This is a genomic window from Neptuniibacter sp. CAU 1671, assembly GCF_029222905.1.
Classification (GTDB): domain Bacteria; phylum Pseudomonadota; class Gammaproteobacteria; order Pseudomonadales; family Balneatricaceae; genus Neptuniibacter.
Window position 1 is genome coordinate 1 of sequence record NZ_JARHUE010000007.1, and the last position, 26,291, is coordinate 26,291.

At 51.2% G+C, this 26,291-nt stretch carries 24 protein-coding genes; 4 read left to right on the top strand and 20 right to left on the bottom strand.

The annotated features are described in order from the left end of the window. Positions 1-189: 189 nt before the first annotated feature. The 3 genes from P2G53_RS11790 to P2G53_RS11800 all read right to left on the bottom strand — a co-directional run bounded on the left by P2G53_RS11790 (position 190) and on the right by P2G53_RS11800 (position 2,094). A complete protein-coding gene (locus P2G53_RS11790; RefSeq protein ID WP_275817459.1) occupies positions 190-669 on the bottom strand; it encodes a hypothetical protein in 480 nt (159 codons plus the stop codon). Positions 670-788: 119 nt separating this feature from the next. After that, positions 789-1,313 carry an adenylate kinase gene (locus P2G53_RS11795; protein ID WP_213480187.1) on the bottom strand — a complete coding sequence of 175 codons (525 nt, stop codon included), beginning with the start codon at positions 1,311-1,313 and terminating at the stop codon, positions 789-791. 271 nt (positions 1,314-1,584) lie between these two features. After that, entirely contained in the window at positions 1,585-2,094 is a 510-nt protein-coding gene (locus tag P2G53_RS11800) for a hypothetical protein (RefSeq protein ID WP_275817463.1), read from the bottom strand. A gap of 334 nt (positions 2,095-2,428) precedes the next feature. On the opposite strand from P2G53_RS11800, the gene P2G53_RS11805 reads away from it, so the two are divergent. Continuing rightward, entirely contained in the window at positions 2,429-3,388 is a 960-nt protein-coding gene (locus P2G53_RS11805; RefSeq protein WP_275817465.1) for an integron integrase, read from the top strand. A 79-nt stretch (positions 3,389-3,467) separates the two neighbouring features. On the opposite strand, the gene P2G53_RS11810 is transcribed toward P2G53_RS11805, so the two are convergent. After that, positions 3,468-3,944 carry a DM13 domain-containing protein gene (locus P2G53_RS11810; protein WP_275817467.1) on the bottom strand — a complete coding sequence of 159 codons (477 nt, stop codon included), beginning with the start codon at positions 3,942-3,944 and terminating at the stop codon, positions 3,468-3,470. Between the two features lie 232 nt (positions 3,945-4,176). On the opposite strand from P2G53_RS11810, the gene P2G53_RS11815 reads away from it, so the two are divergent. After that, positions 4,177-5,019: a class I SAM-dependent methyltransferase gene (locus P2G53_RS11815; RefSeq protein WP_275817469.1), complete on the top strand. Its 843-nt coding sequence runs from the start codon at positions 4,177-4,179 to the stop codon at positions 5,017-5,019. 63 nt (positions 5,020-5,082) lie between these two features. Here the strand turns inward: P2G53_RS11815 and P2G53_RS11820 are convergent, their stop codons facing one another. The 12 genes from P2G53_RS11820 to sdhC all read right to left on the bottom strand — a co-directional run bounded on the left by P2G53_RS11820 (position 5,083) and on the right by sdhC (position 18,907). Beyond that, positions 5,083-6,672: a winged helix-turn-helix domain-containing protein gene (locus P2G53_RS11820; RefSeq protein WP_275817471.1), complete on the bottom strand. Its 1,590-nt coding sequence runs from the start codon at positions 6,670-6,672 to the stop codon at positions 5,083-5,085. 207 nt (positions 6,673-6,879) lie between these two features. Next, positions 6,880-7,101: a GDCCVxC domain-containing (seleno)protein gene (locus P2G53_RS11825; protein ID WP_275817473.1), complete on the bottom strand. Its 222-nt coding sequence runs from the start codon at positions 7,099-7,101 to the stop codon at positions 6,880-6,882. Positions 7,102-7,136: 35 nt separating this feature from the next. Beyond that, complete coding sequence (locus tag P2G53_RS11830) at positions 7,137-7,463, bottom strand: hypothetical protein (protein ID WP_275817475.1); 327 nt, start codon at positions 7,461-7,463, stop codon at positions 7,137-7,139. 190 nt (positions 7,464-7,653) lie between these two features. Further along, positions 7,654-8,526, bottom strand: a complete 873-nt coding sequence (gene sucD, locus P2G53_RS11835) for a succinate--CoA ligase subunit alpha (RefSeq protein ID WP_275817477.1) — start codon at positions 8,524-8,526, stop codon at positions 7,654-7,656. 2 nt (positions 8,527-8,528) lie between these two features. Beyond that, positions 8,529-9,695, bottom strand: a complete 1,167-nt coding sequence (sucC, locus tag P2G53_RS11840; RefSeq protein ID WP_275817479.1) for an ADP-forming succinate--CoA ligase subunit beta — start codon at positions 9,693-9,695, stop codon at positions 8,529-8,531. Positions 9,696-9,833: 138 nt separating this feature from the next. Continuing rightward, entirely contained in the window at positions 9,834-11,270 is a 1,437-nt protein-coding gene (gene lpdA, locus P2G53_RS11845) for a dihydrolipoyl dehydrogenase (protein WP_275817481.1), read from the bottom strand. 41 nt (positions 11,271-11,311) lie between these two features. Beyond that, on the bottom strand, positions 11,312-12,541 hold the full coding sequence (odhB, locus tag P2G53_RS11850) for a 2-oxoglutarate dehydrogenase complex dihydrolipoyllysine-residue succinyltransferase (protein ID WP_275817483.1): 1,230 nt from the start codon (positions 12,539-12,541) through the stop codon (positions 11,312-11,314). Positions 12,542-12,603: 62 nt separating this feature from the next. Beyond that, positions 12,604-15,435: a 2-oxoglutarate dehydrogenase E1 component gene (locus tag P2G53_RS11855; RefSeq protein ID WP_275817485.1), complete on the bottom strand. Its 2,832-nt coding sequence runs from the start codon at positions 15,433-15,435 to the stop codon at positions 12,604-12,606. A gap of 260 nt (positions 15,436-15,695) precedes the next feature. Beyond that, complete coding sequence (locus P2G53_RS11860; RefSeq protein ID WP_275817487.1) at positions 15,696-16,400, bottom strand: succinate dehydrogenase iron-sulfur subunit; 705 nt, start codon at positions 16,398-16,400, stop codon at positions 15,696-15,698. Positions 16,401-16,412: 12 nt separating this feature from the next. Beyond that, positions 16,413-18,185 (bottom strand): succinate dehydrogenase flavoprotein subunit, encoded by a 1,773-nt coding sequence (gene sdhA / locus P2G53_RS11865; protein ID WP_275817489.1) that lies wholly within the window; start codon positions 18,183-18,185, stop codon positions 16,413-16,415. Positions 18,186-18,188: 3 nt separating this feature from the next. Next, on the bottom strand, positions 18,189-18,536 hold the full coding sequence (gene sdhD, locus P2G53_RS11870; protein ID WP_275817491.1) for a succinate dehydrogenase, hydrophobic membrane anchor protein: 348 nt from the start codon (positions 18,534-18,536) through the stop codon (positions 18,189-18,191). After that, positions 18,530-18,907 (bottom strand): succinate dehydrogenase, cytochrome b556 subunit, encoded by a 378-nt coding sequence (gene sdhC / locus P2G53_RS11875; RefSeq protein ID WP_275817493.1) that lies wholly within the window; start codon positions 18,905-18,907, stop codon positions 18,530-18,532. Before sdhC ends, sdhD begins: the two co-directional genes overlap by 7 nt. A 446-nt stretch (positions 18,908-19,353) precedes the next feature. On the opposite strand from sdhC, the gene gltA reads away from it, so the two are divergent. Further along, entirely contained in the window at positions 19,354-20,631 is a 1,278-nt protein-coding gene (gene gltA, locus P2G53_RS11880) for a citrate synthase (protein ID WP_275817495.1), read from the top strand. A gap of 128 nt (positions 20,632-20,759) precedes the next feature. Here gltA and P2G53_RS11885 read toward each other — a convergent pair whose 3' ends face one another. Further along, positions 20,760-21,968, bottom strand: coding sequence for an ammonium transporter (locus P2G53_RS11885; protein WP_275817497.1), 1,209 nt, complete (start codon positions 21,966-21,968; stop codon positions 20,760-20,762). 229 nt (positions 21,969-22,197) lie between these two features. After that, positions 22,198-24,357 (bottom strand): bifunctional 23S rRNA (guanine(2069)-N(7))-methyltransferase RlmK/23S rRNA (guanine(2445)-N(2))-methyltransferase RlmL, encoded by a 2,160-nt coding sequence (gene rlmKL, locus P2G53_RS11890; protein ID WP_275817499.1) that lies wholly within the window; start codon positions 24,355-24,357, stop codon positions 22,198-22,200. A gap of 314 nt (positions 24,358-24,671) precedes the next feature. Here rlmKL and P2G53_RS11895 point away from each other — a divergent pair, with 314 nt between their 5' ends. Further along, positions 24,672-24,878 (top strand): ribosome modulation factor, encoded by a 207-nt coding sequence (locus P2G53_RS11895; RefSeq protein WP_275817501.1) that lies wholly within the window; start codon positions 24,672-24,674, stop codon positions 24,876-24,878. 57 nt (positions 24,879-24,935) lie between these two features. Here P2G53_RS11895 and P2G53_RS11900 read toward each other — a convergent pair whose 3' ends face one another. Both P2G53_RS11900 and P2G53_RS11905 read right to left on the bottom strand, forming a co-directional pair. Further along, positions 24,936-25,967, bottom strand: coding sequence for a quinone-dependent dihydroorotate dehydrogenase (locus tag P2G53_RS11900; protein WP_275817503.1), 1,032 nt, complete (start codon positions 25,965-25,967; stop codon positions 24,936-24,938). Between the two features lie 90 nt (positions 25,968-26,057). Further along, the gene (locus P2G53_RS11905) at positions 26,058-26,276 is read right to left on the bottom strand and encodes a DUF2835 domain-containing protein (RefSeq protein ID WP_275817505.1); all 219 of its coding nucleotides are present in this window, start codon (positions 26,274-26,276) and stop codon (positions 26,058-26,060) included. Between the last annotated feature and the right edge of the window lie 15 nt (positions 26,277-26,291).

Sequence of the window (26,291 nt, forward strand, 5' to 3'; positions counted from 1 at the left end):
TTGACCGCTTCGCGTCGGAATTCCTCGGTATAGTGTTGATACTTTTTCCTGGACATCTTACACCTCCCCGTCAGGCGTAAACCTAACTATAGAAGGTGTCTACTCTTCGTGGGTAACTCGGGCCCATAACGCCGCGCTCTGCGGCAAGTTTGGAGCGCAGCGGAAAACTTGTCCGACAGCAGCGCCTTGTTACATGCCGATGCCATATTCTTGACACAGACGATTAATTTGTACTTCATGCTGATCTGTAAATGGGCTGATGAGCATTGCTTCTTTACCGCCGCATTTAAGAGTTGAAATAACTTCATTGGCGTTACTGAATTTATGTAAAAAAGGTTGGCCAACTTCAACGAAAAAGTCATATAGGCCTTTCGCCGAGCTAATTGCCTCATCTGATGAGGAAACTGAAAATCTTGTTTGGCCAGAGCCCTCAATATTGCCAAGTTCGGCACCTATAATACACACCCGCTCTTTGCCAGAAAGATATTCAACCGCCACGTTACCAACAGCATCGAAATCTGATTCGTGATTGATGCATGAAATATGGAAAAACCACACAACTTCATCACGCTTAAGTTTAAAGTGACGCTCTCTCTTCACAAACTTCCACTCTGGAAGTAGCTCTTTTAACTCACCTAAAAATACATCTTGAAGCTCGGATACTTTCATAGCATGTAACGTTGCTATAACCCGCCCAAAATGTGGCGTGGCATTTGTGTTATAAGCGAAGCGTAACACAAATGACGCGACGCGTTTTGGGTCGGGTTTATAGCCTTGTTATATGCGATTTATTGTACATTCTTCTCAACAAAGCTATTTAACTCAGAAATCGACCGAATGACATACAGTGTCTTGTTTGCAGATAGCTTTTCTAGCTTTTGCAAGAACTCCTTGTTCCAAAATTTAGGGCAAAGCTTTAATACCTTGTAGCTATTAAGTGTCCCCTTTAATACAGAACTCCCATCAGGCCAGCCTTCTGGTTTTTTAACTAACCCTTTAATGAGCCGCTTGGTCACTAACCAATAGGTGACCAAGTAGGGCAACTCTATGTAGATAAGAGTGTCGGCTTCTTCTAAGCGCCTATGGAAAGAATTCAATGAATTTATTGGCCCAAAGCCTTCAATAATCCACTCTTCGGAGGAGAGAATATTCTCGTGAGCCTCTTCATAGCTTTCCCTATCTATCTCTTGGCCATTCTGTTCATATAAAATTGAATCCAAAGCATACAATTTTATTCCAGTAGCTGATGCAAGTCTTTTGCTTAAAGTGGATTTCCCATTAGCTGGCTTACCGAAGACTGCTACTTTTTTCATTCTAGTTCCTCCAAGGACTATTACCCAGAGGCAGAAATAGAAAACCCGCCTCTTGGGTGGGTTTGATAAATTAGTGACGCATCAACAATCCCACCATTCCTATGGAATGATGATAATTCGAGCTGTCTGTTTCGTAGGATTTGTATGCATCCCATAATTTTGATTAAGGGGAAATACAATGTCAACTGTACGTTTGATACGAGCATCATTGTTCAAGCATATAACGCTTGGCTCATTTGCGCCGCTTCGCGGCGTCAAATGGAGCCACTTGTTAGCTTTTGTACTTATTCAATAACTGCTCCACGCCAAAGGCCTGGGCTTTTAACATTCCTTTTCGTATTTCTTGCTCCGTTTCACCGTTTTGGATGTGAATATCCATTGCTAGGTAAAAACATTCTGCCGCTAGTGCATCAAACAGCTCGTCGCACTCTTTTAGTTTATGTACTGCGATTGACTCCAAATCTTCACTTAGTCCAGCCAGTCCGAATTCGCGAAAGAATCTATGTGCCAACCAGTTTCTTGCATCCAAGGCAGTTAGCATTATCTCTCGCAGAGATTCCGGGATATTCGCCTTTCTGCCAAAGTCATTAATGATACGACCTAGAGTCTGTTTATACTTTGCATCCATGAGTTTCTTGATCGTTTCCTGAGACTCCTTTTCTGGTACGTGTAGCGCGGCGAAACATGTGATTAAGATGTCTTCCAGCGCCTGCGCACGGAACATTGCGCGACCGAAGGCTTCAAAAAATGCGGGTGAGGGTTCTATTCTTTCGTCAGTCATAGTTTCAAGCTAACATTTTAATACTGCGCATGCGCGTTTTTGCTCAGAGAGACAATCTGAGTTGAGATATAAATCACTGTATTGATTGGATAAATCAGATATCACAGTCATTCTCCTCCGTTGAAAACGAGCATGCGCGTTTGTGTGCAGGGCTGTGCGCAGTATCTCACAACCCAAAATCCCTAATGTCTTGATACTGAACCATTTCAAGCGCTGTTTCCAGTGGAAAATAAGCACATGTCTGCAGCAATTTGCGCCTGTGAACTGGACTTTTCAAAATATACTGTATATTTATACATATATAAGAAACGTTTTATGCACAGGAGGTGCGGACATGGGAAAAAGTCCTTTTCTGAATCATATACGGCAGGAACTTCGGTTACGCGGATATAGTATGCGTACCGAAAAAACGTATCTGCAATGGATCAAACGATATATCTATTTCCATCGTCTAACCCATCCGGCACAAATGGGTTCAGTGGAAGTCCGTGCCTTTCTCACGTGGCTGGCAAATGAGCAAAACGTTGCAGTTAACACGCAAAAAACGGCACTGAATGCTTTGGCTTTCCTTTATCAAAAGGTGCTGCACATTGAACTCGGTGACCTGGATTTTCAACATGCCCGACAATATCGACGCTTGCCTGTTGTCCTTACACCTGCCGAAGTTGGGTTGATACTGGCTCAACTTGATGAACGTAACCAGCTGATATTTTCACTGTTATATGGCAGCGGTCTGCGAATTACCGAATGTCTACGGCTTCGTATTCAGGATATAGGTTTAACGGATGGTTCTATTACAGTAAGGAATGGCAAAGGTAACAAAGATAGAAAAACTGTATTAGGCCAACGCTTACATGAACCTTTAAAAAATCAGATACAACAAGCCCTGGTGATTCAGGCGGAGGACAACCAACAGGGTTACGGCCCCTCACTCCCAAATGCTCTCGGTAAAAAATATCCCAATGCTTTCCGACAGCCCGCATGGATGTTTCTGTTCCCTTCAAGCGGCCTCTGTAAGCACCCGATTTCAGGCGAGTTATGTCGGCACCATTTACATGATTCCGTGCCCAGAAAAGCGTTGAAAGTGGCTTTGGCAAAAACAAACCTTCACCATAAGCGCGTCAGTTGTCACACATTTCGCCATTCATTCGCGACCCAGTTGCTTGAAGCTGGGCGAGATATAAGAACGGTACAGGAGCTGCTTGGGCACAGCGATGTACGTACCACGCAGATTTACACCCATGTAATCGGACAACACTTTGCCGGAACCAGAAGCCCATTAGATAACTTGTAACAGAGATTAATGACCTGATTTGATCACTACACATAAGTCGTGTGCTCATGGTTTGGTTCAAACGCGGATAATCATCCTCTCAGCGGTATTTAGCAGAGGTAATAAACTGTCCAAACCGCTCGCACCAGACAATCACGGTGGTAAAGTCTGACACCTGCACTTCGGGTGGTACCATTACGCTGAAGTTCTCAAAGGTACGCACATGCCCGACCTGCACCATGGAGCCTTTCAGGCGGTTAAAATCCACTTCGGTTTCGACAAACGTCGGTGATAGATAAAGTCGGTAATCCGGCCCCGGTGCCAGTCTGCCATCGAGCACTACCTGCTGATTTGAGAGTGATACGGTGCCTTCGCCCCAGTGCAGAGCATCGCTGTCTTTGCGCTCACGGCTGAATACCCCCTTGTACTGCGCCTCTGCCGAGACACTGGCAATTTCTGCCTGGCTTGGGCCTGTGGGGGCAATCAGAATCGGCAACAGGTAAATCCCGGCAGCAAAACCGATAAAACCGACCACCAGATGCGAAACACCCAACAGGGCAAGCGTGATTTTTTTCATAAGATGTCCTTATAGCTGCGCAGTTTCAATTCTGACCAACACTGGTTCTAAGACTAGCGGCTTTCATTCAGAGAGTCCCGTCTACTGATATAACCCTGTTCCCCATACAGGTCCATACATTCCCCACATAATCCCCATTTACCCCTCAAGCATGCCCTTTTCGAATCCCCTAATCTTGTCAACGTAAGCTAACGCACCGTACCAAAAGCTGGGATTAAAAGGAGGATTGACCATGACATCTTTAGCCGCTGTTTTGCCAGACACCACCCCTGATTTCGACGCCATCAAGAAAAAACAACAACTGACCTGGGCATCCGGCAATTACGCCAAGGTTGGCTCAACCCTGCAGCTCAGTGGCGAGTTGTTGTGTGAAGCCATGGACCTGCGCAGTGGCGCAACCGTGCTGGATGTTGCCGCCGGCAACGGTAATGCCACACTGGCCGCTGCACGCCGCCACTGCAATGTGACCTCAACTGACTATGTACGTGAGTTGCTGGATCAGAGTGCAGAACGCGCGCAGGCCGATGGATTCCCGATCCAGTATCAGGTGGCCGACGCTGAAAACCTGCCCTTTATGGATGGCCAGTTTGATAACGTAATGTCGACCTTTGGCGTGATGTTCACCCCCAACCAGGCCCAGTCTGCCAGCGAGATGCTGCGTGTCTGTCGGGCTGGCGGCAAGATCGGTCTGGCCAACTGGACGCCAGACGGTTTTATTGGTCAGTTGTTTAAACTGATTGGTAAATATGTCACCCCGCCTGCCGGACTGAGTTCACCCGCACTCTGGGGTACTGAAGCCTTTATCCATACCCATTTTGGCCATGGGGCAGACGCGATTGAGATTGAGCAACGTGAATTCTGTTTCCGCTACCTGTCGCCAGAGCATTGGCTGGATGTGTTCCGCACTTACTACGGCCCAACACATAAAGCCTTTGGCGCACTGCCTGAAGCGGAACAGGCATTGCTGGCAGCGGACATCCTTGAGCTGATCAATAGCCATAATGTCGCCACCGATGGCACCATGAAACTGCCTTCTACCTATCTTCAGATTGTCATTACCAAAACTGCAATCTGAGTCAGAGACACGACACCCGGCCGAATGTATCAGCACTCGGCCGGGTGAGTTGTTTTATGGGGTTTAAAAACCCGCTTTCTTCAGGCCTGTCAGCAACAGCGCACGAAATCCCTGATCTACAAAAGGGAACGCAACAAAGAAGTGATTAAGGTCGACGGTATTGGTGCGAATCAGCGCCTGTTGCCGCCAGTGTTTCGCCTGATCAGGCTGCTCCGTAAGGGCATGGATCGACGCCGCAATCATTTGAATAAGGTAATGCGCCCCCGGTGTCCGGGCCGCCTTTTCAGACCAGATCACCGCATTGGCAAGATCATTGTTCTGCAGGTAAGCCAATGCGCGTGATGCGTACACTGCGTACAGTAGTGGGTCGAGTGGACTGAGGTGTGATGCCTGATGGGAATAGTCGATTGCCGGGCTGGCATGGCCCTGCATCAACTCAGCAAATGCGCAGGAGTAGTAACCCTGTGCATAATTGGGACTCAGCTCAACCGAGCGGGTCAGCCAGCTAAAGCCACCGGCCGGATCAGCCTCAAGCCAGTGCACCCGCCCCATGTTGTAGTTGGTAAAGGGGTCCAGCGAATCCAGCTCAACCCCCTTTTCGGCCAGACGACGGGCGTCGAGTGTGGCGGTCGCAATATCAGCGTCGTAACGTAAAAATGCATCCTGAAAGCGTGTGAACGACAGCCCGGCATAGGCTCTGGCAAAATGCGGGTCCTGCTGAATCGCCTGATTGAAATAGTGCGCAGCGCGCCCGTTATCATCCTTGTTGAAACGGAACATATGCCGCAGGCCCAGATGGTAATTGGCCCAGGCATCCAGATTGTCGGACACGGTAATCGAGGCCAGGCTGGCTTCATGCAGCGGGATATACATCTCCAGCGATGAAATCACCCGGGTCAGAATCGCTTCACGGGTTTCATGCACGTCTGCCAGCGGGGTCTCAAACCGTTCCGCCCAGATCACATCGCCGGATTCACAATCGGACAACTCCACCAGAATAATGCGTTTACCGCCGAGTACATCCGTTGATCCACACAACGCATAACGGACATGGAGTTTGTTGCCGATCTCGGCCAGATTGGGATTATCCATCGTGAACTGAAACGCGGTGCCACGGGCAATCACCCGTATCCAGCGTAGCCGCGACAATCCCTGAATCAGGTCATGGGCAATCGCCTCGGAGATAATCTGGTTTTCATTATCTGAGGCGGTTTTAAAGGGCAAAACGATAATTGACGGTTTGCCCTGACGTGCCACGGGATCAAGCAACGCGGCAGGCTGTTGTGAATCCAGGATAATCCGGCCACTCTCGACAACAGGTTGTGTGAGTGCAGGTTGCGTCTCGGCCTGTGAAACCTCAGCAATAAACCGTAAACCCCGCCCCCGCTGGGTGCGGATAAAGCGTTGCTGATGCCCATCATCGCCCAATGCCTTGCGCAGCATTTTGACGCAGGTAGTAATGGCGGTATCCGAGGTGAAACGCCCCTGCCAGAGCCGCTCTACAATCTCATCTTTAGAGACAATGCGTTCACGTTCTTCAAGCAGCAGCACCAGCAGGTCATACACCTTAGGCTCAAGCGTCACCCGCTCCCCTGCACAGGTCAGCTCAGCGGCCGTGGTATCAAGCAGATAGTCTTCAAAGAGGAACTTCATTCAGCCTTCCTGACACGTAAAATGCTGCAACTGCGCTACACTCTGTATCACCCATGCAGACCCTGTCCTGAACGACCAGTGTCATACCAATTCTGAATATTACGCAGTTTTTTCAATGAATTGCAGTACAAGGACTGTCCATCAAACCCTCTCAGGGCAGACACCGGAAAACCACTGCCATATACACAATGACGCATTGCACACAGGTTAATCGTCCTTGTCACAGCACCCCTGCCCCAACTGAATGGGTGGGCACTTCACATCACCATAGGAACAGAAAACACAGCAATCACCCTGCAGCGGCCTAATGAGCTGATGACAGGCTTTGCATTCATAGAAGAACTGGCAAAACGTCGTCGGCATCAGCTCTTTTTCCTGATGCCCGCAATGAGGACAGGTCAACGTACTGTGCAAAATCAGTTCAGGCATTAGGGTGCAGCCTCTCACCTTGGATGCAGATACCTTTAACAGCGTTCGTTTTGTCCCTTGTAGCCACCCCGGCGCACTTTATCGAAATGAACCGACAGAATCAGCCCAGTGATAAACGCTCCAACAGCTAAGGTGGCAGTCGCAGTGTTTACCCCAAACTCAAAGGGCAGATACAGCAGTAATCCGCCGCCCAGCACTACATTGATGCTGCCCCAGATAATATTCACGGCGGGTGAGGAGTTACCGATGCCCGGCGGGCAGGAAAATACGGTAGGAAACGGCTGTCCCAGCAAACCGGATACCAGATGCGGTATGCAGTTACACAGGAACACCCCGGCAAAGAAATGTACTGCTATATCCATAAGCCTTCTCCTCTAGTGTGATCGCTCAACCTATCCGGCACGGTGGTTTATTAGTTGATACTGGCCTATGACGTAGGTTTATTCCAGCATTACGTAGACGCTGAAAAAAGGTTGAGGATTTAAACAAGGCAGAAACAAAAAACCCGAGTGTTTCCACCCGGGTTTTTTTAAAGCGAAATAACGCGCTGGCTTACCAGCCGGTTACTTCACGCAGTGCATCGCCAATCTGCGCCAGAGAACGTACGGTTTTAACACCGGCGTCTTCCAGAGCGGCAAATTTCTCGTCTGCAGTACCTTTACCACCGGAGATGATCGCACCGGCGTGGCCCATACGCTTACCAGCAGGTGCGGTAACACCAGCGATGTAAGACACAACAGGCTTAGTCACGTTTGCTTTGATGTAAGCAGCAGCTTCTTCTTCTGCAGAACCACCGATCTCACCGATCATTACAATCGCTTCGGTCTGTGGGTCGTTCTGGAACATTTCCAGAATATCGATGAAGTTAGAACCTGGGATCGGGTCACCACCGATACCAACACAGGTAGACTGACCGAAGCCAGCGTCAGTAGTCTGCTTAACTGCTTCATAAGTCAGAGTACCGGAGCGGGATACGATGCCCACTTTACCTGGCAGGTGGATGTGACCTGGCATGATACCGATCTTGCACTCGCCCGGAGTGATAACGCCTGGGCAGTTAGGACCGATCAGGCGTACGCCCAGCTCGTCACACTTCACTTTACATTCCAGCATGTCCATTACAGGGATGTGCTCAGTGATACAAACGATCAGTTTGATACCGCTGTTAGCCGCTTCCAGAATGGAATCTTTACAGAATGGTGCTGGTACGTAGATAACAGACGCTTCAGCGCCAGTTGCTTCTACCGCTTCTGCAACAGTGTTGAATACTGGCAGACCCAGGTGCTCAGTACCGCCTTTGCCCGGGGTAACACCGCCGACCATTTTAGTACCGTAGGCAATTGCCTGTTCAGAGTGGAAGGTACCCTGACCACCAGTGAAACCCTGACAGATTACTTTGGTGTCTTTGTTAATCAGTACGGACATGATTATTTACCCTCCGCTGCTTTCACTGCCTGAACAGCAGCGTCAGTCAAACTCGTTGCTGCAATGATGTCCAGACCAGACTCAGACAGCAGCTGAGAACCCAGCTCAGCATTGTTACCTTCCAGACGTACAACTACAGGTACGTTTACACCCACTTCTTTAACAGCGCCGATGATACCTTCGGCAATCAGGTCGCAGCGTACGATACCACCAAAGATGTTAACCAGTACGGCCTTAACTTTGCTGTCTTCCAGGATGATTTTGAACGCTTCGGTTACACGCTCTTTAGTCGCGCCGCCGCCTACGTCCAGGAAGTTTGCAGGGAAACCACCGTGCAGAGAAACGATGTCCATGGTACCCATGGCCAGACCCGCACCGTTCACCATGCAGCCGATGCTGCCGTCCAGTGCTACGTAGTTCAGATCCCACTCAGCCGCGCGCGCTTCACGAGCGTCTTCCTGAGATGGATCTTCCATTGCCTGCAGGTCTTTGTGACGGTAAACCGCGTTGCCGTCGATCGCTACTTTAGCGTCCAGGCAGTGCAGGTTGCCTTCAGTGGTGATAACCAGCGGGTTGATTTCCAGCAGCGCCAGGTCTTTTTCCTGGAACATTTTAGCCAGACCCAGGAAGATGTTGACGAACTGCTTGATCTGGTCGCCCTTCAGGCCCAGTTTGAATGCCAGTTCGCGGCCCTGATATGGCTGTGCGCCGGTCAGAGGATCGATGGTCGCTTTCAGAATTTTTTCTGGAGTTTCTTCAGCAACTTTCTCGATCTCAACACCACCTTCAGTAGAGGCCATGAAAACGATACGGCGAGAAGAACGGTCTACAACCGCACCCAGATACAGCTCGTTGGCGATATCGGTGCAATCTTCAACCAGAATTTTGGAAACAGGCTGACCGTTAGCGTCAGTCTGATAAGTTACAAGGTTTTTGCCCAGCCACTTGGCAGCAAATTCCTGTGCTTCAGCTGGAGAGTCAACCAGCTTTACACCGCCCGCTTTACCACGGCCACCGGCGTGCACCTGAGTCTTAACAACCCACTTGTTACCGCCAATTTTAGTTGCAGCTTCAGCAGCTGCTTCTGGGGTATCTACTGCGTATCCTTTGGATACAGGCAGACCATATTCGGCAAACAGTTGTTTACCCTGGTACTCATGAAGGTTCATGCTCTAATCCGTTGTGTTGTCTTGATAATTTTCAGTACCGGAACGATCAGCCCCGATACCCTGTTGGGTTTCAACAACGATCCGCTGAGAAGGCCGGGACCGCCGTTGATCCCGACTTATTATTTATTCACCGCGTGCTCAGCGCTTTTTGCGGTTTGCCATGTGAATGGCGTGGCCATCAACGGCCAGGGCAGCTTCGTGTACCGCTTCACTTACGGTTGGGTGAGCGAACATAGTCAGCTGCAGGTCTTCTGCACTTGAGCAGAACTCCATAGCGATAACAGCCTGAGCGATCAGCTCGGACGCGATACCGCCGACCATATGGATACCGAGGATACGGTCAGTCTCTTCACAGGCGATGACCTTAACAAAACCGTCAGTATCGTTGGCAGCCATGGCACGGCCAGACGCTGCAAACGGGAATTTACCGGTTTTGATTTTGGCACCTTCTGCTTTGAGCTGCTGCTCGGTCTTACCTACCCACGCGAGTTCAGGGTGTGTGTAGATAATGTTTGGAACGGTGTCGTAGTTCACCTGAACGTGGTGACCTGCGATCAGATCGGCGACCATGATACCTTCTTCAGACGCTTTGTGCGCCAGCATCGGGCCACGTACGGAGTCACCAATCGCGTAGACGCCTGGCACACCGGTACGGCACTGGTCATCAACATAGATGAAACCACGCTCATCCATATTTACACCGGAATCGCTGGCCAGCAGACCCTGGGTCTGAGGCTTACGGCCAACCGCAACGATCAGTTTGTCGACTACGATCTCTTTGTCGCCTTCAGCGTCGGTGAATTTCACCTTCACTTCTTTACCGTCAATGATTTCTGTGCCGGTGCAACGTGCATTCAGGCGGATATCCAGATTCTGTTTTTTGAACAGCTTGGCCGCTTCTTTAGCCACTTCAACATCAGCCGCAGCCAGGAAAGTATCCATGGCTTCAAGCACGATGACTTCTGAGCCCAGACGCGCCCAGACAGAACCCATCTCCAGACCGATAACACCGGCACCGATTACGCCCAGACGTTTCGGGGTTTCATCGATATCCAGTGCACCTGCGTTGTCCAGAATCAGACCTTCGGTCAGCGGCGCCGGTGGAATTTCCACTGGCACAGAACCGGACGCAAGAATCACGTTATCTGCAGCATAAACAGTTGAAGAACCGTCAGCCGCAGTGACTTCAACCTGCTTGCCAGCGAGCAGTTTGCCCGCACCCTGCAACAGAGTGACGCCATTCGCTTTGAACAGACCGGCGATACCACCGGTCAGGTTCTTAACGATAGTGTTCTTGCGTGCCACCATTTTCTTAACGTCCATGGTGACTTCAGCGGTCATGATACCGTGGGCATCAGCGTGCTGAGTTTTCTCGAACTGGTGGGTAGATTCCAGCAGCGCTTTAGACGGGATACAGCCCACGTTCAGGCAGGTACCGCCCAATACAGCGGCACCTTTATCATCGATCCACTTCTCTACACACGCCGCTTTCAGGCCCAGCTGAGCTGCACGAATAGCTGCAACATATCCACCAGGTCCGGCACCGATCACAATTACGTCGAATTTATCAGACATTTTTTATCCTATCTTCCACTCTGTACTTGTTGTAACTGGAATTAAACTTCCAGCAACATCCGTGCCGGATCTTCCAGAAGATCCTTAATTGCCACCAGGAACTGCACCGCATCTTTACCGTCAATCATGCGGTGATCGTAAGACAGTGCCAGATACATCATTGGCAGAATCTCAACCTGGCCATTTACAGCCATTGGGCGATCCTGGATTTTGTGCATACCCAAAATAGCCGTCTGTGGCGGGTTCAGGATTGGCGTAGACATCAGGGAACCGAACACACCACCGTTGGTGATGGTAAAGGTACCGCCCTGCATATCTTCCATACCCAGCTTGCCGTCACGGCCACGCTTACCGAAGTCAGCGATGGTCGCTTCAACATCAGCCAGGCTCATGCTGTCAGTGTCACGCAGTACAGGTACCATCAGGCCGCGCTCAGTAGACACGGCTACACCGATATCCTGATAACCGTGATACACCATGTCGTTACCGTCGATAGACGCGTTTACAGCAGGGAAACGTTTCAGTGCTTCAGTCGCCGCTTTTACGAAGAAGGACATGAAGCCCAGACGGGTACCGCCGTGAACTTTTTCAAACAGGTCTTTGTACTGTTTGCGCATCTCCATAACAGGCTTCATGTTGACTTCGTTATAGGTCGTCAACATCGCTGCATTCTGCTGCGCTTCAACCAGACGACGTGCAATGGTGGCACGCAGACGGGTCATTGGAACGCGTTTTTCTACACGCTCACCGGCAGGTACATTCAGCGCAACCGCTGGAGCAGCAGCGGCTGGTGCAGCCGCAGGTGCTGGTGCTGGAGCAGCAACAGGTGCAGGCGCAGCCGCACCCGCTTTCAGGAAGTTCTGTACGTCTTCCTTAGTGATGCCACCGTTTTTGCCGGTACCAGGAATCTTGGACGCATCCAGATTGTTTTCTTCGATCAGCTTGCGTGCAGCAGGGCCAACCTTATCTGCATCGCCAGCGTCTGCTTCAGCAGCCGGTGCAGCGGCAGCTGGAGCAGCGGCAGAACCTGCAGCACCCGCTGTGAATACCGCAATAACTTCATCGCTGAGGACTGTATCGCCCTCACCCTTCAGCACTTCTGAAAGAACACCGTCTTCCGGTGCAACCACTTCCAAAACCACTTTATCGGTTTCGATATCAACAATCAGTTCATCGGCTGAACAAGCTTCACCCGGCTGTTTGTGCCATGTTGCGATCGTACCGTCTGCTACGGATTCGGGAAAAGTCGGCGCTTTGATTTCGATGGACATGTTTTTTCCTTATCGTATTTTCACCGTCAGGCGATTATTAAAATGTGCGGTTAATCGCCTGATCAACCGTTGAGTGCTTCATTTACAAGTGCTTCCTGCTGCTCCACGTGGACGGAGATATATCCGACCGCAGGGGCGGCAGAAGCCGGACGGCCTACGCCTTCCAGATTCAGATTAAGGCCAAGCTCGCGCAGCGTATTACGCATATGGTGCTGCGAGCAGTACCAGGCACCCTGGTTCATTGGCTCTTCCTGACACCAGACCACAGACTCCAGATTGGTGTACTGTTTGATCTTCTCGCCAAGAATCGCTTCAGGGAACGGATACAGCTGCTCAATACGAACAATGGCAACATCTTCTTTTTCCAGCTCTGCACGACGGTTGTACAGATCGTAGTAGACCTTACCGCCACACAGCACTACACGTTTTACTTTCTTCGGATCCAGGTTATCTACTTCACCAATCACCGGCTGGAAGCCACCCTGGGCCAGTTCGTCCAGCGTAGAGACCGCCTGTTTGTGACGCAGCAGACTCTTCGGTGACATAACAATCAGCGGCTTACGCAGCGGACGGATCACCTGACGACGCAACAGATGGAAAATCTGGGCCGGCGTAGTCGGCGTACAAACCTGAATGTTGTGCTCAGCACACAGCTGCAGGTAGCGTTCCAGACGCGCAGAAGAGTGCTCCGGACCCTGACCTTCAAAACCGTGTGGCAACAGCATAGTCAGACCACACAGACGCTGCCACTTGTGCTCACCACTGGTGATGAACTGGTCGATCACCACCTGAGCACCGTTAGCAAAGTCACCAAACTGAGCTTCCCAGATCACCAGCGCGTTTGGCGTGGTGGTGGAATAACCGTATTCAAACGCCAACACCGCTTCTTCAGACAGGTAAGAGTCATGAATGGTCATCGGTGGCTGGTCAGCCGACAGGTTCTGCAGTGCGACGTAAACAGAGGCATCTTTCTGGTTATGCAGGACTGCATGACGGTGAGAGAAGGTACCACGACCTACATCCTGACCGGTCAGACGGATTGGGTGGCCCTGTGCCAGAATGGAGGCGTAAGCCAGAGATTCAGCCATGCCCCAGTTCAGCTCCATACCGCCAGCAGCCATGCGCTTGCGGTCGTCCAGAATTTTCTGAACCTGACGCTGAACAATAAAGCCTTCAGGTACTTCAGCCAGTTTGGCACCCAGTTCCTGCAGCAGTTTGATATCGACACCGGAGTCACAGTCAAACGACCATTCGTGACCCAGATACGGTTTCCAGTCTACAAACAATTCAGAGTTAGGCTCATGAATCAGAGACTTGGCAACATGCTGACCGTTTTCCAGTGCCTGACGGTAGTCTTTCTCCATCGCCACACTCTGTTCAGCGGTAATCACACCCTCGTCGATCAGACGCTGAGCGTACAGTTCGCGGGTGGATTTCTGCTTTTTGATCTGCGCGTACATCAGTGGCTGAGTACCGGACGGTTCATCCGCTTCGTTATGGCCACGACGACGGTAGCAGACCAGATCGATCACCACGTCTTTTTTGAATTCATTACGGTAGTCCAGCGCCACCTGGCTGACAAAACGTACCGCTTCCGGATCATCACCGTTCACATGGAAGATCGGCGCCTGAACCATCTTGGCCACATCGGTCGCATACTCGCTGGAGCGGGCATCTTCCTGTTTGGAAGTCGTGAAACCGACCTGGTTGTTGATCACAAGATGAATAGTACCGCCGGTTTTGTAAGCGCGGGTCTGGGACATCTGGAAGGTTTCCATGACCACACCCTGACCAGCAAACGCTGCATCACCGTGAATGTTGATTGGCACAACGGTATCACCCACGCAGTCACCACGACGGTCCTGACGGGCACGTACAGAACCCTCAACCACCGGCGCAACGATCTCAAGGTGAGACGGGTTGAAGGCCATTGCAATGTGCACTTCACCCCCGGCCGTTTCAACGTTGGACGAGAAGCCCTGGTGATATTTCACGTCACCGGAGGTCTCAACCAGTTTTTTACCTTCAAACTCGCTGAACAGGTCCGCTGGGTTTTTACCGAAGATATTTACCAGAGTATTCAGACGACCACGGTGCGCCATGCCGATAACCAGCTCTTTGGCACCATGACGACCGGCACGCTGCACCAGAGTGTGCAGACAGACGATCATTGATTCACCGCCTTCAAGGCCGAAACGCTTGGCGCCGGCATAACGTGAACCCAGGTATTTTTCCAGACCTTCTGCTGCGGTCAGGCGCTCAAGGATGTTGAGCTTTTTCTCAACCGGGGTATCAGGATGCGCACGAACAGGTTCCAGTCGGGACTGAATCCAGCGTTTTTCCTGCGTATCCACAATGTGCATGTACTCTGCACCCACAGTGGTGCAGTAGGTTTTCTTCAGATCGTCAACGATCTGCTTCAGCGGCGCTTCTTCTGGACCAAAGAACAGAGAACCCAGCTGGAATACGGTGTCGTAATCGGCTTCAGACAGCTCGTGGAAGCGCAGATCAAGGTCTGGCACATCTTCACGTTGCATCAGACCCAATGGGTCGATGGTAGCTACCTGGTGACCACGCACACGGTATGCGTTAATCATCCGCAGTACACGAACCTGCTTCTTCTCGTGCTCGGAGCTGACAGAGCTCACGGCAACCGGCAGGGCGCGTTTCTGGTTTTTAGATAGGTAAAGGAAATGCTCCCGAATGGTGGAGTGCGGAACATCCTGTGTCAGGTTGTCACCCACTTTGGGGAGCTGATCGAACTCTTCACGCCACTCTTGTGGAACAGCGTTAGGGTCCATGAGGTAGGTTTCGTACAGTGCTTCTACATATGAAAGGTTGCCACCGTAAAGGTGTGCGTTCTTCCACATGAGATCCATGATGCCTTCTTGCATTCTTTGATCACCCTGGCTCTGGGAGTTTGTGGCGACTAAGGGGTTCACCCTATCGCCCCCCTCTTGGAGTTAACCTTTGGTATTAACCAAACTGACACTAAGTACAGTTTGGGGCTGCTATCTTAAAACGTTTGGTTGTGCGGGTTAAATAATTCTTTGTGTGAATATTGGGAAAAAAATCTACGTCGTTGTAGATTGTTCCCGCCCGCATGGGTATGGCCAAAAAAAAGCGGCGCCCGAGGGCACCGCTTCGTCTGTCATCAGGTCGCCTGGGACAGCAGCATGTTGCGAATTTTGCCGATTGCCTTGGTCGGGTTAAGACCTTTAGGGCAAACGTTGACGCAGTTCATGATGCCGTGGCAACGGAAGACGCTGAATGGATCGTCCAGATCAGCCAGACGCTCACGGGTTGCCGTGTCGCGGCTGTCGGCCAGGAAGCGGTATGCCTGCAGCAAACCGGATGGGCCGATGAACTTGTCCGGGTTCCACCAGAAAGACGGACATGCAGTTGAACAGCACGCACAGAGAATACACTCGTACAGACCATCCAGTTCTGCGCGGTCTTCCGGAGACTGCAGACGCTCGATGGCTGGCGCTGGCGTGTTGTTGATCAGGTAAGGCTTGATCTTCTCATACTGCGTGTAGAACTGGGTCATGTCGACAACCAGGTCACGGATAACCGGCAGACCAGGCAGTGGACGCAACACGATCTTGTCGTTTTCAACCACCGCAGACAGCGGGGTGATACACGCCAGACCGTTGGTACCGTTCATGTTCATACCGTCAGAACCGCATACGCCTTCACGGCATGAACGACGGTACGTCAGGGAAGGATCTTTGTCCTTCAGCAGCTGGAGCAGATCCAGCACCATGATGTCCTTGCCACCAGGAATATCGATATGGATATCCTGCATGTAAGGAGCATCGTCAGTCTCTGGGTTGTAGCGATAAACACTCACCAACATGATTGCAACTCCTTAGTAAGTACGGATTTTCGGTGGGAACGGCTCCATGGTCTTAGGAGCAAAGTTCACCGCACGTTTACCGATACGTTTCTCGGTTGGGAAGTACAGAGAGTGGCACAGCCAGTTTTCGTCATCACGTTCAGTGAAGTCGTTACGGGCGTGAGCACCACGGGATTCTTTACGTACTTCAGCCGCAATAGCAGTTGCTTCAGCGACCTCCATCAGGTTTTCAAGTTCCAGTGCTTCAATACGGGCCGTATTAAATGCCAGGCTCTTGTCTTCCAGATGCAGGTTGCTGATTTTTTCACGAATGCCTTTCAGCAGCTCAAGACCTTTCTGCATGCTTTCGCCGTCACGGAATACACCGAAGTACAGCTGCATGCAGTTCTGAAGTTCTTTACGGACTTCAGCAACGCTTTCGCCACCGGTAGAGTTGTTCAGACGGTTCAGACGTGCCATTGCAGCATCGATGTTTGCATCGGTCGCGTCTTTAACGGCATAACCTTCACGCATCTGCTGCTCAATCTGGATACCTGCTGCACGACCAAATACCACCAGGTCAAGCAGAGAGTTACCACCCAGACGGTTAGCACCGTGTACGGATACACAAGCAACTTCACCACAGGCAAACAGACCGTTGATGATGTAATCGTTACCGTCAGCGTCCTGACCGATTGCCTGACCACCGATGTTAGTGGCAACACCACCCATCTGATAATGACAGGTTGGCACAACCGGAATCGGCGCCTTAACAGGGTCAGTTGCCGCGAAGGTTTTAGACAGTTCACAGATGCCTGGCAGACGTGAGTGCAGTACTTCTTCACCCAGATGGTCCAGCTTCAGGAATACGTGATCGCCCTCTTCGCCACAGCCACGGCCTTCCAGGATTTCAAGAATCATGGAACGGGCTACAACGTCACGACCTGCAAGGTCTTTAGCGTTAGGAGCATAACGCTCCATGAAGCGCTCGCCGTCTTTGTTGACCAGGTAACCACCTTCACCACGGCAGCCTTCTGTGACCAGTACACCCGCGCCGGCGATACCGGTTGGGTGGAACTGCCACATTTCCATATCCTGAGCAGGAACGCCGGCACGCATTGCCATACCCATACCGTCACCGGTATTGATCAGCGCGTTAGTCGTAGAGGCGTAAATACGGCCTGCACCACCGGTTGCCAGAACAGTTGCTTTGGCTTTGATGTAAACGGTTTCGCCTGTTTCGATACAGATTGCGATACAGCCTACAACGTCACCGTCATCATTTTTAACCAAGTCAACGGCATACCATTCGTTCAGGAAGGTAGTACCGGCTTTCATATTGGCCTGATACAGCGTGTGCAGCAGTGCGTGACCGGTACGGTCAGCCGCAGCACAGGTACGGGCAGCCTGACCGCCTTCACCGAAATTTTTGGACTGACCACCGAACGGACGCTGGTAGATACGGCCCTGTTCAGTACGGGAGAACGGCAGACCCATGTGGTCCAGCTCAAATACCGCCTGAGGACCTACAGAACACATGTACTCGATAGCGTCCTGGTCACCGATGTAATCGGAACCTTTAACGGTATCGTACATGTGCCAGCGCCAGTCATCGTTTGGATCAGCACTAGCGATCGCACAGGTAATACCGCCCTGGGCAGATACCGTGTGCGAACGGGTTGGAAATACTTTGGTGACACAAGCAGTGTTCAGACCGCTCTGTGCCAGCTGCAGCGCGGCGCGCATACCAGCACCGCCACCACCGACAACAATCGCGTCGAAAGAAAGCGTACGCAGTTTAGACATCTCTTATACACCCCACAGAATCATAATGCCCCAGATGACGTAGATAAACGTCAGCAGGCCAGTAGCAGACTGGAAAACAAACCGCAAAACGGTAGGTTTGATGTAGTCAGTAGACACAGACCACATGCCGATCCAGACGTGTGCTGCAAATGACAGCAGTGCCAGCAGGGTGAAAATACGCATGGCAGTGCCTTCAAACAGGCCCGTCCATGCTTCATAGGTCAGCTCAGCGCCAAAGCCCAGATAACCGATCATGAAAACGGTGTATACCGCCAGTACAACAGCAGTTACACGCTGGATCATCCAGTCATACAGTCCGCTTCGGCCGAAACTTGTGATACTGGTTACCATATCCATACTCCCGAAATCAGGACTGCTACTGCAGCCAGGCCCAAGGTTACTTTGGCAGCAGCGCGGCCGCTTTCCAGCTCTTCACAGTGGCCAAAGTCCATCACCAGGTGTTTGATACCCGCGAAGAAGTGATACAGCAGTGCCGATACCATTCCCCACGCAATCAGCTTCGCAAAGAAGCCATTTTCAAACATATCAACGGCAGCATTGAAACCTTCTTCAGATTCCAGTGACAAACCCAGTGCATACAGGGCAAAAACAGCTCCAAAAAACAGGGCCACGCCTGTTGCGCGGTGCAGAATGGAAGTGATCGCCGGTAGCGGCTGTTTGATAGTTCGAAGATCTAAATTTACAGGTCTTTTCTTGTTCACGGCTCTTGTTCACACTTTGCGGCCCCTTTGCAGGGCTCGGTTGCTCGGAAGTGTTCGAGAAGATAAGTACCTCGCTCTCAAAGTCCAATTTGTGGCACAAATTCAACTAAACCCATGCCCAGACTGAACTTCGGCGTGAGAGTATAAGCATTTAACTGTCACAATACAACGCGACCCCGGGCAGCCTACGTCTATTGTCTAGTGCGTTAGTCACACAACCTCAGTGCTAAACTCACATCTCTAATGAATTAGAACTAAATGTGTATTCCGCTGGTTTAGCAACTTGTTACATATTGTTGCGATGCAGTAATATGGAACGGACATACGTCTGATTGACAAACGATTTTCACACCCTATATTGGGTGGGTCCAATTACCGGGCCAAGACTCTTAGATATGACTCAAAGAAGTCATAAACGCATTAAAACAAATGATAGGAGCCGATTAATGGCTGAGAAGATAGCACGACTGACGGTCGACGGCCTTGAGGGAGTAATTGAACTTCCCGTATATTCTGGCACAGCCGGTCCTGATGTGATCGATGTTCGCCCCCTGACCGGTAAGGGTCTGTTTACATACGATCCGGGTTTTGTTTCCACCGCGGCTTGCGACTCCAGCATTACTTATATCGACGGTGCCAAAGGCATTTTGCTTCATCGCGGTTACCCGATCGACCAGCTGGCTGAAAAGTCCGACTATATGGAAGTCTGTTACCTGCTGCTGAACGGCGAACTGCCTGATGCAGAGCAGAAAAAGGCTTTTGTAAACACCATCAGCAACCACACCATGGTGCATGAGCAACTGAGCCACTTCTTTAATGGCTTCCGTCGTGATGCACACCCAATGGCTATCCTGTGTGGTGTAGTAGGCGCCCTGTCCGCTTTCTACCACGACTCTTTGGATATCGACAACGAACACCACCGCAACGTTTGCGCCTACCGCCTGGTAGCCAAAATGCCAACCTTGGCTGCGATGTGTTTCAAATACTCCAGCGGACAGCCATTCATGTACCCGCGTAACGATCTGAGTTATGCCGGTAACTTCCTGTACATGATGTTTGGTACGCCGTGCGAAGAGTATCACGTGAACCCAATCCTGGAACGCGCAATGGACCGTATTTTTGTCCTGCACGCTGACCACGAACAGAACGCTTCCACCTCTACTGTGCGTCTGGCTGGCTCTTCCGGTGCCAACCCGTTCGCCTGTATCGCTTCCGGTATCGCAGCCCTGTGGGGTCCTGCTCACGGCGGCGCTAACGAAGCAGTTCTGACCATGCTGGAAGAGATCGGCGATGAGTCTCGCATTGAAGAGTTCGTTGCCAAAGCAAAAGATCCTAACGACTCTTTCCGTCTGATGGGCTTTGGTCACCGCGTCTACCGTAACTTTGACCCTCGCGCCAAGGTTATGAAACAGACCTGTGACGAAGTACTGCACGAACTGGGCATTGATGATGATCCACTGCTGAAGATCGCCAAGCGCCTGGAGCAGATCGCACTGGAAGACGAATACTTCGTTGAGCGTAAACTGTATCCAAACGTAGACTTCTATTCCGGTATCATCCTGAAGGCCATCGGTATTCCTACCAACATGTTTACCGTAATCTTCGCGCTGTCCCGTACTATCGGCTGGATCTCTCACTGGAACGAGTTCCACAGCAGCCCGAACAAAATCGGTCGTCCACGTCAGCTGTACCTGGGCCACACCCAGCGCGACTACCCTGCCTGATCCGACTGAACAACAAAAACCGCCCTTGGGGCGGTTTTTTTATGCCTGTCATCTATCCCGCAAATCGACCTTGCCAATATCAAAGCACAAAAAAGCCGGGCTAAGCCCGGCTTTTTATCAGATGCTGATCAGTCAGCATTCACGGATTCTATCTTGTGGATACTCAGGTCAGCGCCGTCATATTCCTCTTCATCCGACAGACGCAGGCCAACCACCGCTTTCACAATGCCATAGACCAGCGCACCACCCACCAGAGCCACCACAACGCCTGCAACGGAGCCGATCAGCTGAGACATAAAGCTGACTCCTCCCAGGCCTCCCAGCACCTCAGAACCAAAGATACCGGCAGCAATACCACCCCAGACACCACACACACCGTGCAGCGGCCAGACACCCAGCACATCGTCAACTTTGAGACGATTCTGCTGATAGGTAAACAGCAACACAAAAATGGCACCCGCAATCGCACCCACAACCAGAGAACCCATCGGATGCATCACATCAGAACCTGCACAGACCGCCACCAGACCGGCCAGCGGGCCGTTATGGATAAAACCGGGGTCGTTTTTACCCAGCAGCAACGCGGTGATAATGCCGCCCACCATCGCCATCAGAGTATTCACAGCCACCAGACCAGAGATACCGTCCATTGTCTGCGCAGACATCACGTTAAAACCAAACCAGCCAATGCAGAGAATCCAGGCACCCAGAGCCAGGAACGGAATGTTTGACGGCGGGAATGCCACCAGCTTGCCGCTTTTATAACGACCATTACGAATACCCAGCATAATCACTGCAACCAGCGCCAGCCAACCGCCCATGCCGTGTACCACCACAGAACCGGCAAAGTCATGGAAACTGGCGCCAAAAGTGGACTCAAGCCAGGCCTGGAAACCAAAATTACCATTCCAGATAATGCCTTCAAAGAACGGATAGACCAGCGCTACAGTCAGGGTAGAAGCAATCAGAAAAGGCCAGAAACGACCACGCTCAGCGATACCGCCGGACACAATAGCCGGAATCGCAGCCGCGAACGTCATCAGGAAGAAGAACTTGACCAGCTCATAGCCGTTGCCAGCTGTCAGCTCGGCCGCGGGGGAGAAGAATGTGACGCCGTAAGCCACCCAGTAACCCACAAAGAAGTAGGCTACAGCGGAGAAACCAAAATCGGTCAGAATTTTTACCAGCGCATTCACCTGGTTTTTCTGACGGACAGTTCCCACCTCAAGAAACGCAAAGCCTGCATGCATGGCAAACACCATGATGGCACCCATCAAGATAAAGAGGGTGTTGGAACTTTGCACCAGGGTTTCAACAGCACTGTTGATCTCTTCCACATTCGTCTCCTTTGACTGAATTGGCACCAAAAACGCACTTTCCTCACCTTTGAGGCACTAATCTAGTGCGATTTTGAATTGAAGCATTTTGTTATGACTGCTGCCGCGCAAAAATACGACAAAAGATTTCCATTAATATTCAAAGAATTAATGGAAAATTTCCCGGAATTTACAGCGCCCAGCAGATTTTTCGCACCAAAATAAAGCAAAAAACATGCCTTATTTATAGTTATGCTTCATCTTTTTGCATAATCCGAAAACAGACATGCACTTTGGTCTGCCCTTTAAAGTCAGGATCAAGGCTCTGACCGGTAATATCGGTAACAGTAAAGTCCGATAAAGCGTCGTGATCCAGCTTGAATTGACGAAAGTTATTCGAAAAATAGAGCACACCACCGGGACGCAGAATACGCATCGCCTGCTGAATCAGCTCTACATGATCCCGTTGTACATCAAACACTCCCTGCATCCGCTTGGAGTTGGAGAATGTCGGCGGGTCGAGAAAGATCAGGTCATACGCAGGTTGTCGCTGCATATGCAGCCACTTTACACAGTCCGACTGAACCAGCTGGTGTTTTGCGCCCCCGAAACCATTCAGCTCCAGATTGCGTTTAGCCCAGTTCAGGTACGTGGCCGACATATCAACACTGGTGGTCGAACGCGCACCGCCCACGGCGGCATGTACAGACACAGAACCGGTATAGCAGAACAGGTTCAGCACATCCTTACCCGCTGACTCAGTCTGAACCCGCCGCCGCATTGCTCTGTGGTCCAGAAACAGGCCGGTATCCAGATAATCGTGCAGATTGACCAGCAAGCGGCAGCCGTGCTCAACCACTTCAAAAAAGCGATGGGACTCACCCTGCTTCTCATACTGACTGCTGCCCTGCTGGCGTTTACGCTGTTTCAGCACAATCTGTTCTGGCGAGACCTGCAATGCCACCGGCAATGCGTGCATCACATCCTGTAACCGGGAAAACGCCTTTACCGGATCAATTTTCTTGGGCGGTGCATACTCCTGTACATGCACCTGATCACCGTATATATCCACCGCCACATTGTATTCAGGCATATCCGCATCATAGAGACGGTAGGCTTCTATATTTTCCTTCTTTACCCAGCGTGCGAGCTGCTTGCGGTTTTTCTGCAGACGGTTGGCAAACATCTGAGAACTTTGATTCAGAGGTGTTGTTTCCTCTGGCTGTTCTGTGGCTTCACGCGTATCCGCCTTGTCAGCAATCGGATAGGTAACCAGTCGGCTTTCAAGCGCACCGTTAAACAGTTTGTACGTTTTATCTGCCCGCAGCCCCATCACTTTGCATAGATCCGGATTACTGCTGAGTACCGCGGCCTGCCAGCCCGGCAGCTGCTGTTTCATAAAGTCGCCCAAATAGCGGTACAGGAACATCAACTGCTGCGTTTCGCCCAGCCGCTCCCCATAAGGCGGATTGGTGACCAGCAGGCCCACAACTTCAGGTATACGCGCCTTATTCAGATCTTCCAGACGGCAGGTTTCAAAACTGATCGCCTGCTCAACCCCTGCCCGAGCAGCATTCTGACGCGCTGCATTGAGTACCTTGGCGTCCTGATCGAAGCCATAAAACAGTGGTTTCAGCCTTGCCAGACCCTCGGCTTTTCGGGTTTCCGCCTCGGCAACCAGCCCCGTCCAGACACTCGATTTATGGCCTTTCCAGCCCTGAAAACCAAAACGTTTACGGGATAAGCCCGGTGCAATATCTGCAGCCATCATCGCCGCTTCGATTAACAACGTACCAGAGCCACACATAGGATCGATCAGTGGCATATCCTGAGACATTCTTTCCGGCCAGCCCGCACGCAGCAACACCGCCGCCGCGAGGTTTTCCTTCAGCGGCGCTTCACCAGACTGGAGCCGGTATGCCCGACGGTGCAGGCTCTCGCCCGAGAGATCAAGGCTGATGCGGGCTTTACCACGGTGCAGATAAACATTCACCCTGACATCAGGATTGACCTTGGCAATTTCAGGGCGCGAACCGGTTTGCATGCGGATCTGGTCAACGATCGCATCCTTGACCTTCAGCGCACCAAAATGTGTGTTAGAGATCCCCTCTGACCGACCGTTGAAATCGATCAGCAGACTGCCGCTACTATTAATATGATCCAGCCAGCTGATCGCCTGCACACCATCATAAAGTTCATCAGCGGTCTGAGCCGGGCACTCATGTAACGGCATCAGGACCCGGTTTGCCAGTCGGGACCAAAGACAGATCTGGTACGCCGCCTCAAGACCACCCTGCCCTTCAACGCCGGCCACGGTTTGGCGAAGCTCAGTCAGCCCCAGATTTTCAAGCTCTTCCTGCAGGAGAAGTTCCAAACCTTTTGGGCAGGTAACAAAGAGGGTACCGGTCATAATCAGTTCCTGTTCAGGTCTAATTCAGCTAGACCATAAAGCGTGTATTACAAATGAAAAATCTTCACTCTTTGCAACAAGACGGAGTAAAGAAGCTAAGCCAATGAATGCATTCCATTTTTAAAATGATGCATGTGAAGATTTATTACAAACAGATGTCAGATAGCCATTATCAATCGCTTTGACAGCGTTTTTTCGTTATCAATAGAGGTCTGCCCTTCGATTTTTTCAACCGTTCGGGCAGGTTACCAGTGGTTCTTCTGTCTCAATGAACCACTGCTCTCCAAAACTAAAGAACAGAGAGGCTAGACCTTATGAAGAGACAAAAACGCAGCCGTACTACCACCCTGTTTAACCGTGGCTTCCAGGCCGGCCTGAGTGGCAAATCACGGGATCTTTGTCCCGTTAACACCGCTGATCTCAGAAGCCACTGGATGAGTGGTTGGCGCCAGGGGCGTGAAGCGCACTGGAGCGGTATGGACGGCGTTTCAGCCATTCAGGCTGACCCCGCATTACATTAGTCAATTCTCTCGATTGTGTAATGGAAAAGGCTCCTCAGGGAGCCTTTTCCTTATCTGTTACACGCTCAATCTTAACTGTTGAATAGCCCGCACCGATTCGACCACCAGTTTAGGGCCACGGTAGATAAATCCACTGTAGATCTGTACCAGACTCGCGCCGGCTTCAATCTTTTCAGCCGCATCGAAGCCTTCGGTAATGCCGCCGACACCGATAATGGGCAGGTCGCCTTCAAGCGCTTCAGCCAGCGAGCGAATCACCCGGGTAGAACGGTTGCGCAGGGGTGCTCCGGACAAACCACCCTCTTCGTTGCCATGTTCTGCCCGCTCCACACCTTCACGTGACAGGGTGGTATTGGTCGCAATTACACCATCAATGGCATAGGCACGCAGGGCTGCCGCCACCAGTTGCAGTTCCTCTTCGCTCATATCTGGCGCGATTTTCACTGCAATCGGCACATACCGCTCGTGAATCATCGCCAGTTTGGCCTGCTCTGTCTTCAGCGCGTCCAGCAAGCTGTTGAGGGAGTCACCATATTGCAGAGTGCGCAGGCCCGGCGTATTCGGCGAGGAGATATTCACCGTAATATAGGAAGCTCGCGGATACACTTTACGCAGACAGTAGAGGTAATCCTCGTTGGCTTTTTCGTTCGGGGTATCTTTGTTCTTACCAATATTGATACCAAGGATGCCTTTATACTGCTGCTTGTCGAGATTTTTCAGCAGTACATCAACCCCCTGGTTATTGAATCCCATGCGGTTAATGATCGCCTGCTGCTCCGGCAACCGGAAAATACGTGGCTTTGGATTACCTGCCTGAGGTCGGGGTGTAACGGTACCCACTTCCACAAAACCAAACCCCATGGCCGCCAGACCGTCCACAGCAATGCCGTTTTTATCCAGACCTGCTGCCAGACCGACGCGGTTTGGAAACGTCAGCCCCATCACTTCAACCGGGTCAGCCAATTGCTGTGAACCCAGCAGGCGATGCAAGCCCAGCATGGCCGCCACATTCATTGAGCTCAGGGCAACGTCATGGGACAGCTCAGGGTCCATCTGGAACATCAGCGAACGGGCAAGAGAATAAAACATGCAGGTGATCCAATCGGCAAATTTGCTGCGATTATAGGCGAGCCCCCCCCAGAATCATAGGGCGGACGCAGGCGGTTGCAGCTGAGAATATCAGCGTTTTTCGATTTTCTGATACCGCCCCTGTTCATCAAACAGGATACGAAAGCGGCCATGAATACCGTCATGCAACAGATAGGGCCGCAGAATCTGCGCCGGGAAACGCACATTACGCCCGTCAGTGGCCTGCGCCAGAACCTCTTTGGCAACACCCTGGTAAAGTTGCAGGTAACTCTCTGCCGATATATGCAGATCTACGTCGATATGGGGCATCGGTCACTCCATCAA

What these genes read in the sequence shown, in the direction of transcription:
- P2G53_RS11790 (WP_275817459.1), bottom strand. Translation starts at nt 669, where the DNA reads ATGAAAGTATCCGAGCTTCAAGATGTATTTTTAGGTGAGTTAAAAGAG.
- P2G53_RS11795 (WP_213480187.1), bottom strand. Translation starts at nt 1,313, where the DNA reads ATGAAAAAAGTAGCAGTCTTCGGTAAGCCAGCTAATGGGAAATCCACT.
- P2G53_RS11800 (WP_275817463.1), bottom strand. Translation starts at nt 2,094, where the DNA reads ATGACTGACGAAAGAATAGAACCCTCACCCGCATTTTTTGAAGCCTTC.
- P2G53_RS11805 (WP_275817465.1), top strand. Translation starts at nt 2,429, where the DNA reads ATGGGAAAAAGTCCTTTTCTGAATCATATACGGCAGGAACTTCGGTTA.
- P2G53_RS11810 (WP_275817467.1), bottom strand. Translation starts at nt 3,944, where the DNA reads ATGAAAAAAATCACGCTTGCCCTGTTGGGTGTTTCGCATCTGGTGGTC.
- P2G53_RS11815 (WP_275817469.1), top strand. Translation starts at nt 4,177, where the DNA reads ATGACATCTTTAGCCGCTGTTTTGCCAGACACCACCCCTGATTTCGAC.
- P2G53_RS11820 (WP_275817471.1), bottom strand. Translation starts at nt 6,672, where the DNA reads ATGAAGTTCCTCTTTGAAGACTATCTGCTTGATACCACGGCCGCTGAG.
- P2G53_RS11825 (WP_275817473.1), bottom strand. Translation starts at nt 7,101, where the DNA reads ATGCCTGAACTGATTTTGCACAGTACGTTGACCTGTCCTCATTGCGGG.
- P2G53_RS11830 (WP_275817475.1), bottom strand. Translation starts at nt 7,463, where the DNA reads ATGGATATAGCAGTACATTTCTTTGCCGGGGTGTTCCTGTGTAACTGC.
- sucD (WP_275817477.1), bottom strand. Translation starts at nt 8,526, where the DNA reads ATGTCCGTACTGATTAACAAAGACACCAAAGTAATCTGTCAGGGTTTC.
- sucC (WP_275817479.1), bottom strand. Translation starts at nt 9,695, where the DNA reads ATGAACCTTCATGAGTACCAGGGTAAACAACTGTTTGCCGAATATGGT.
- lpdA (WP_275817481.1), bottom strand. Translation starts at nt 11,270, where the DNA reads ATGTCTGATAAATTCGACGTAATTGTGATCGGTGCCGGACCTGGTGGA.
- odhB (WP_275817483.1), bottom strand. Translation starts at nt 12,541, where the DNA reads ATGTCCATCGAAATCAAAGCGCCGACTTTTCCCGAATCCGTAGCAGAC.
- P2G53_RS11855 (WP_275817485.1), bottom strand. Translation starts at nt 15,435, where the DNA reads ATGCAAGAAGGCATCATGGATCTCATGTGGAAGAACGCACACCTTTAC.
- P2G53_RS11860 (WP_275817487.1), bottom strand. Translation starts at nt 16,400, where the DNA reads ATGTTGGTGAGTGTTTATCGCTACAACCCAGAGACTGACGATGCTCCT.
- sdhA (WP_275817489.1), bottom strand. Translation starts at nt 18,185, where the DNA reads ATGTCTAAACTGCGTACGCTTTCTTTCGACGCGATTGTTGTCGGTGGT.
- sdhD (WP_275817491.1), bottom strand. Translation starts at nt 18,536, where the DNA reads ATGGTAACCAGTATCACAAGTTTCGGCCGAAGCGGACTGTATGACTGG.
- gltA (WP_275817495.1), top strand. Translation starts at nt 19,354, where the DNA reads ATGGCTGAGAAGATAGCACGACTGACGGTCGACGGCCTTGAGGGAGTA.
- rlmKL (WP_275817499.1), bottom strand. Translation starts at nt 24,357, where the DNA reads ATGACCGGTACCCTCTTTGTTACCTGCCCAAAAGGTTTGGAACTTCTC.
- P2G53_RS11895 (WP_275817501.1), top strand. Translation starts at nt 24,672, where the DNA reads ATGAAGAGACAAAAACGCAGCCGTACTACCACCCTGTTTAACCGTGGC.
- P2G53_RS11900 (WP_275817503.1), bottom strand. Translation starts at nt 25,967, where the DNA reads ATGTTTTATTCTCTTGCCCGTTCGCTGATGTTCCAGATGGACCCTGAG.
- P2G53_RS11905 (WP_275817505.1), bottom strand. Translation starts at nt 26,276, where the DNA reads ATGCCCCATATCGACGTAGATCTGCATATATCGGCAGAGAGTTACCTG.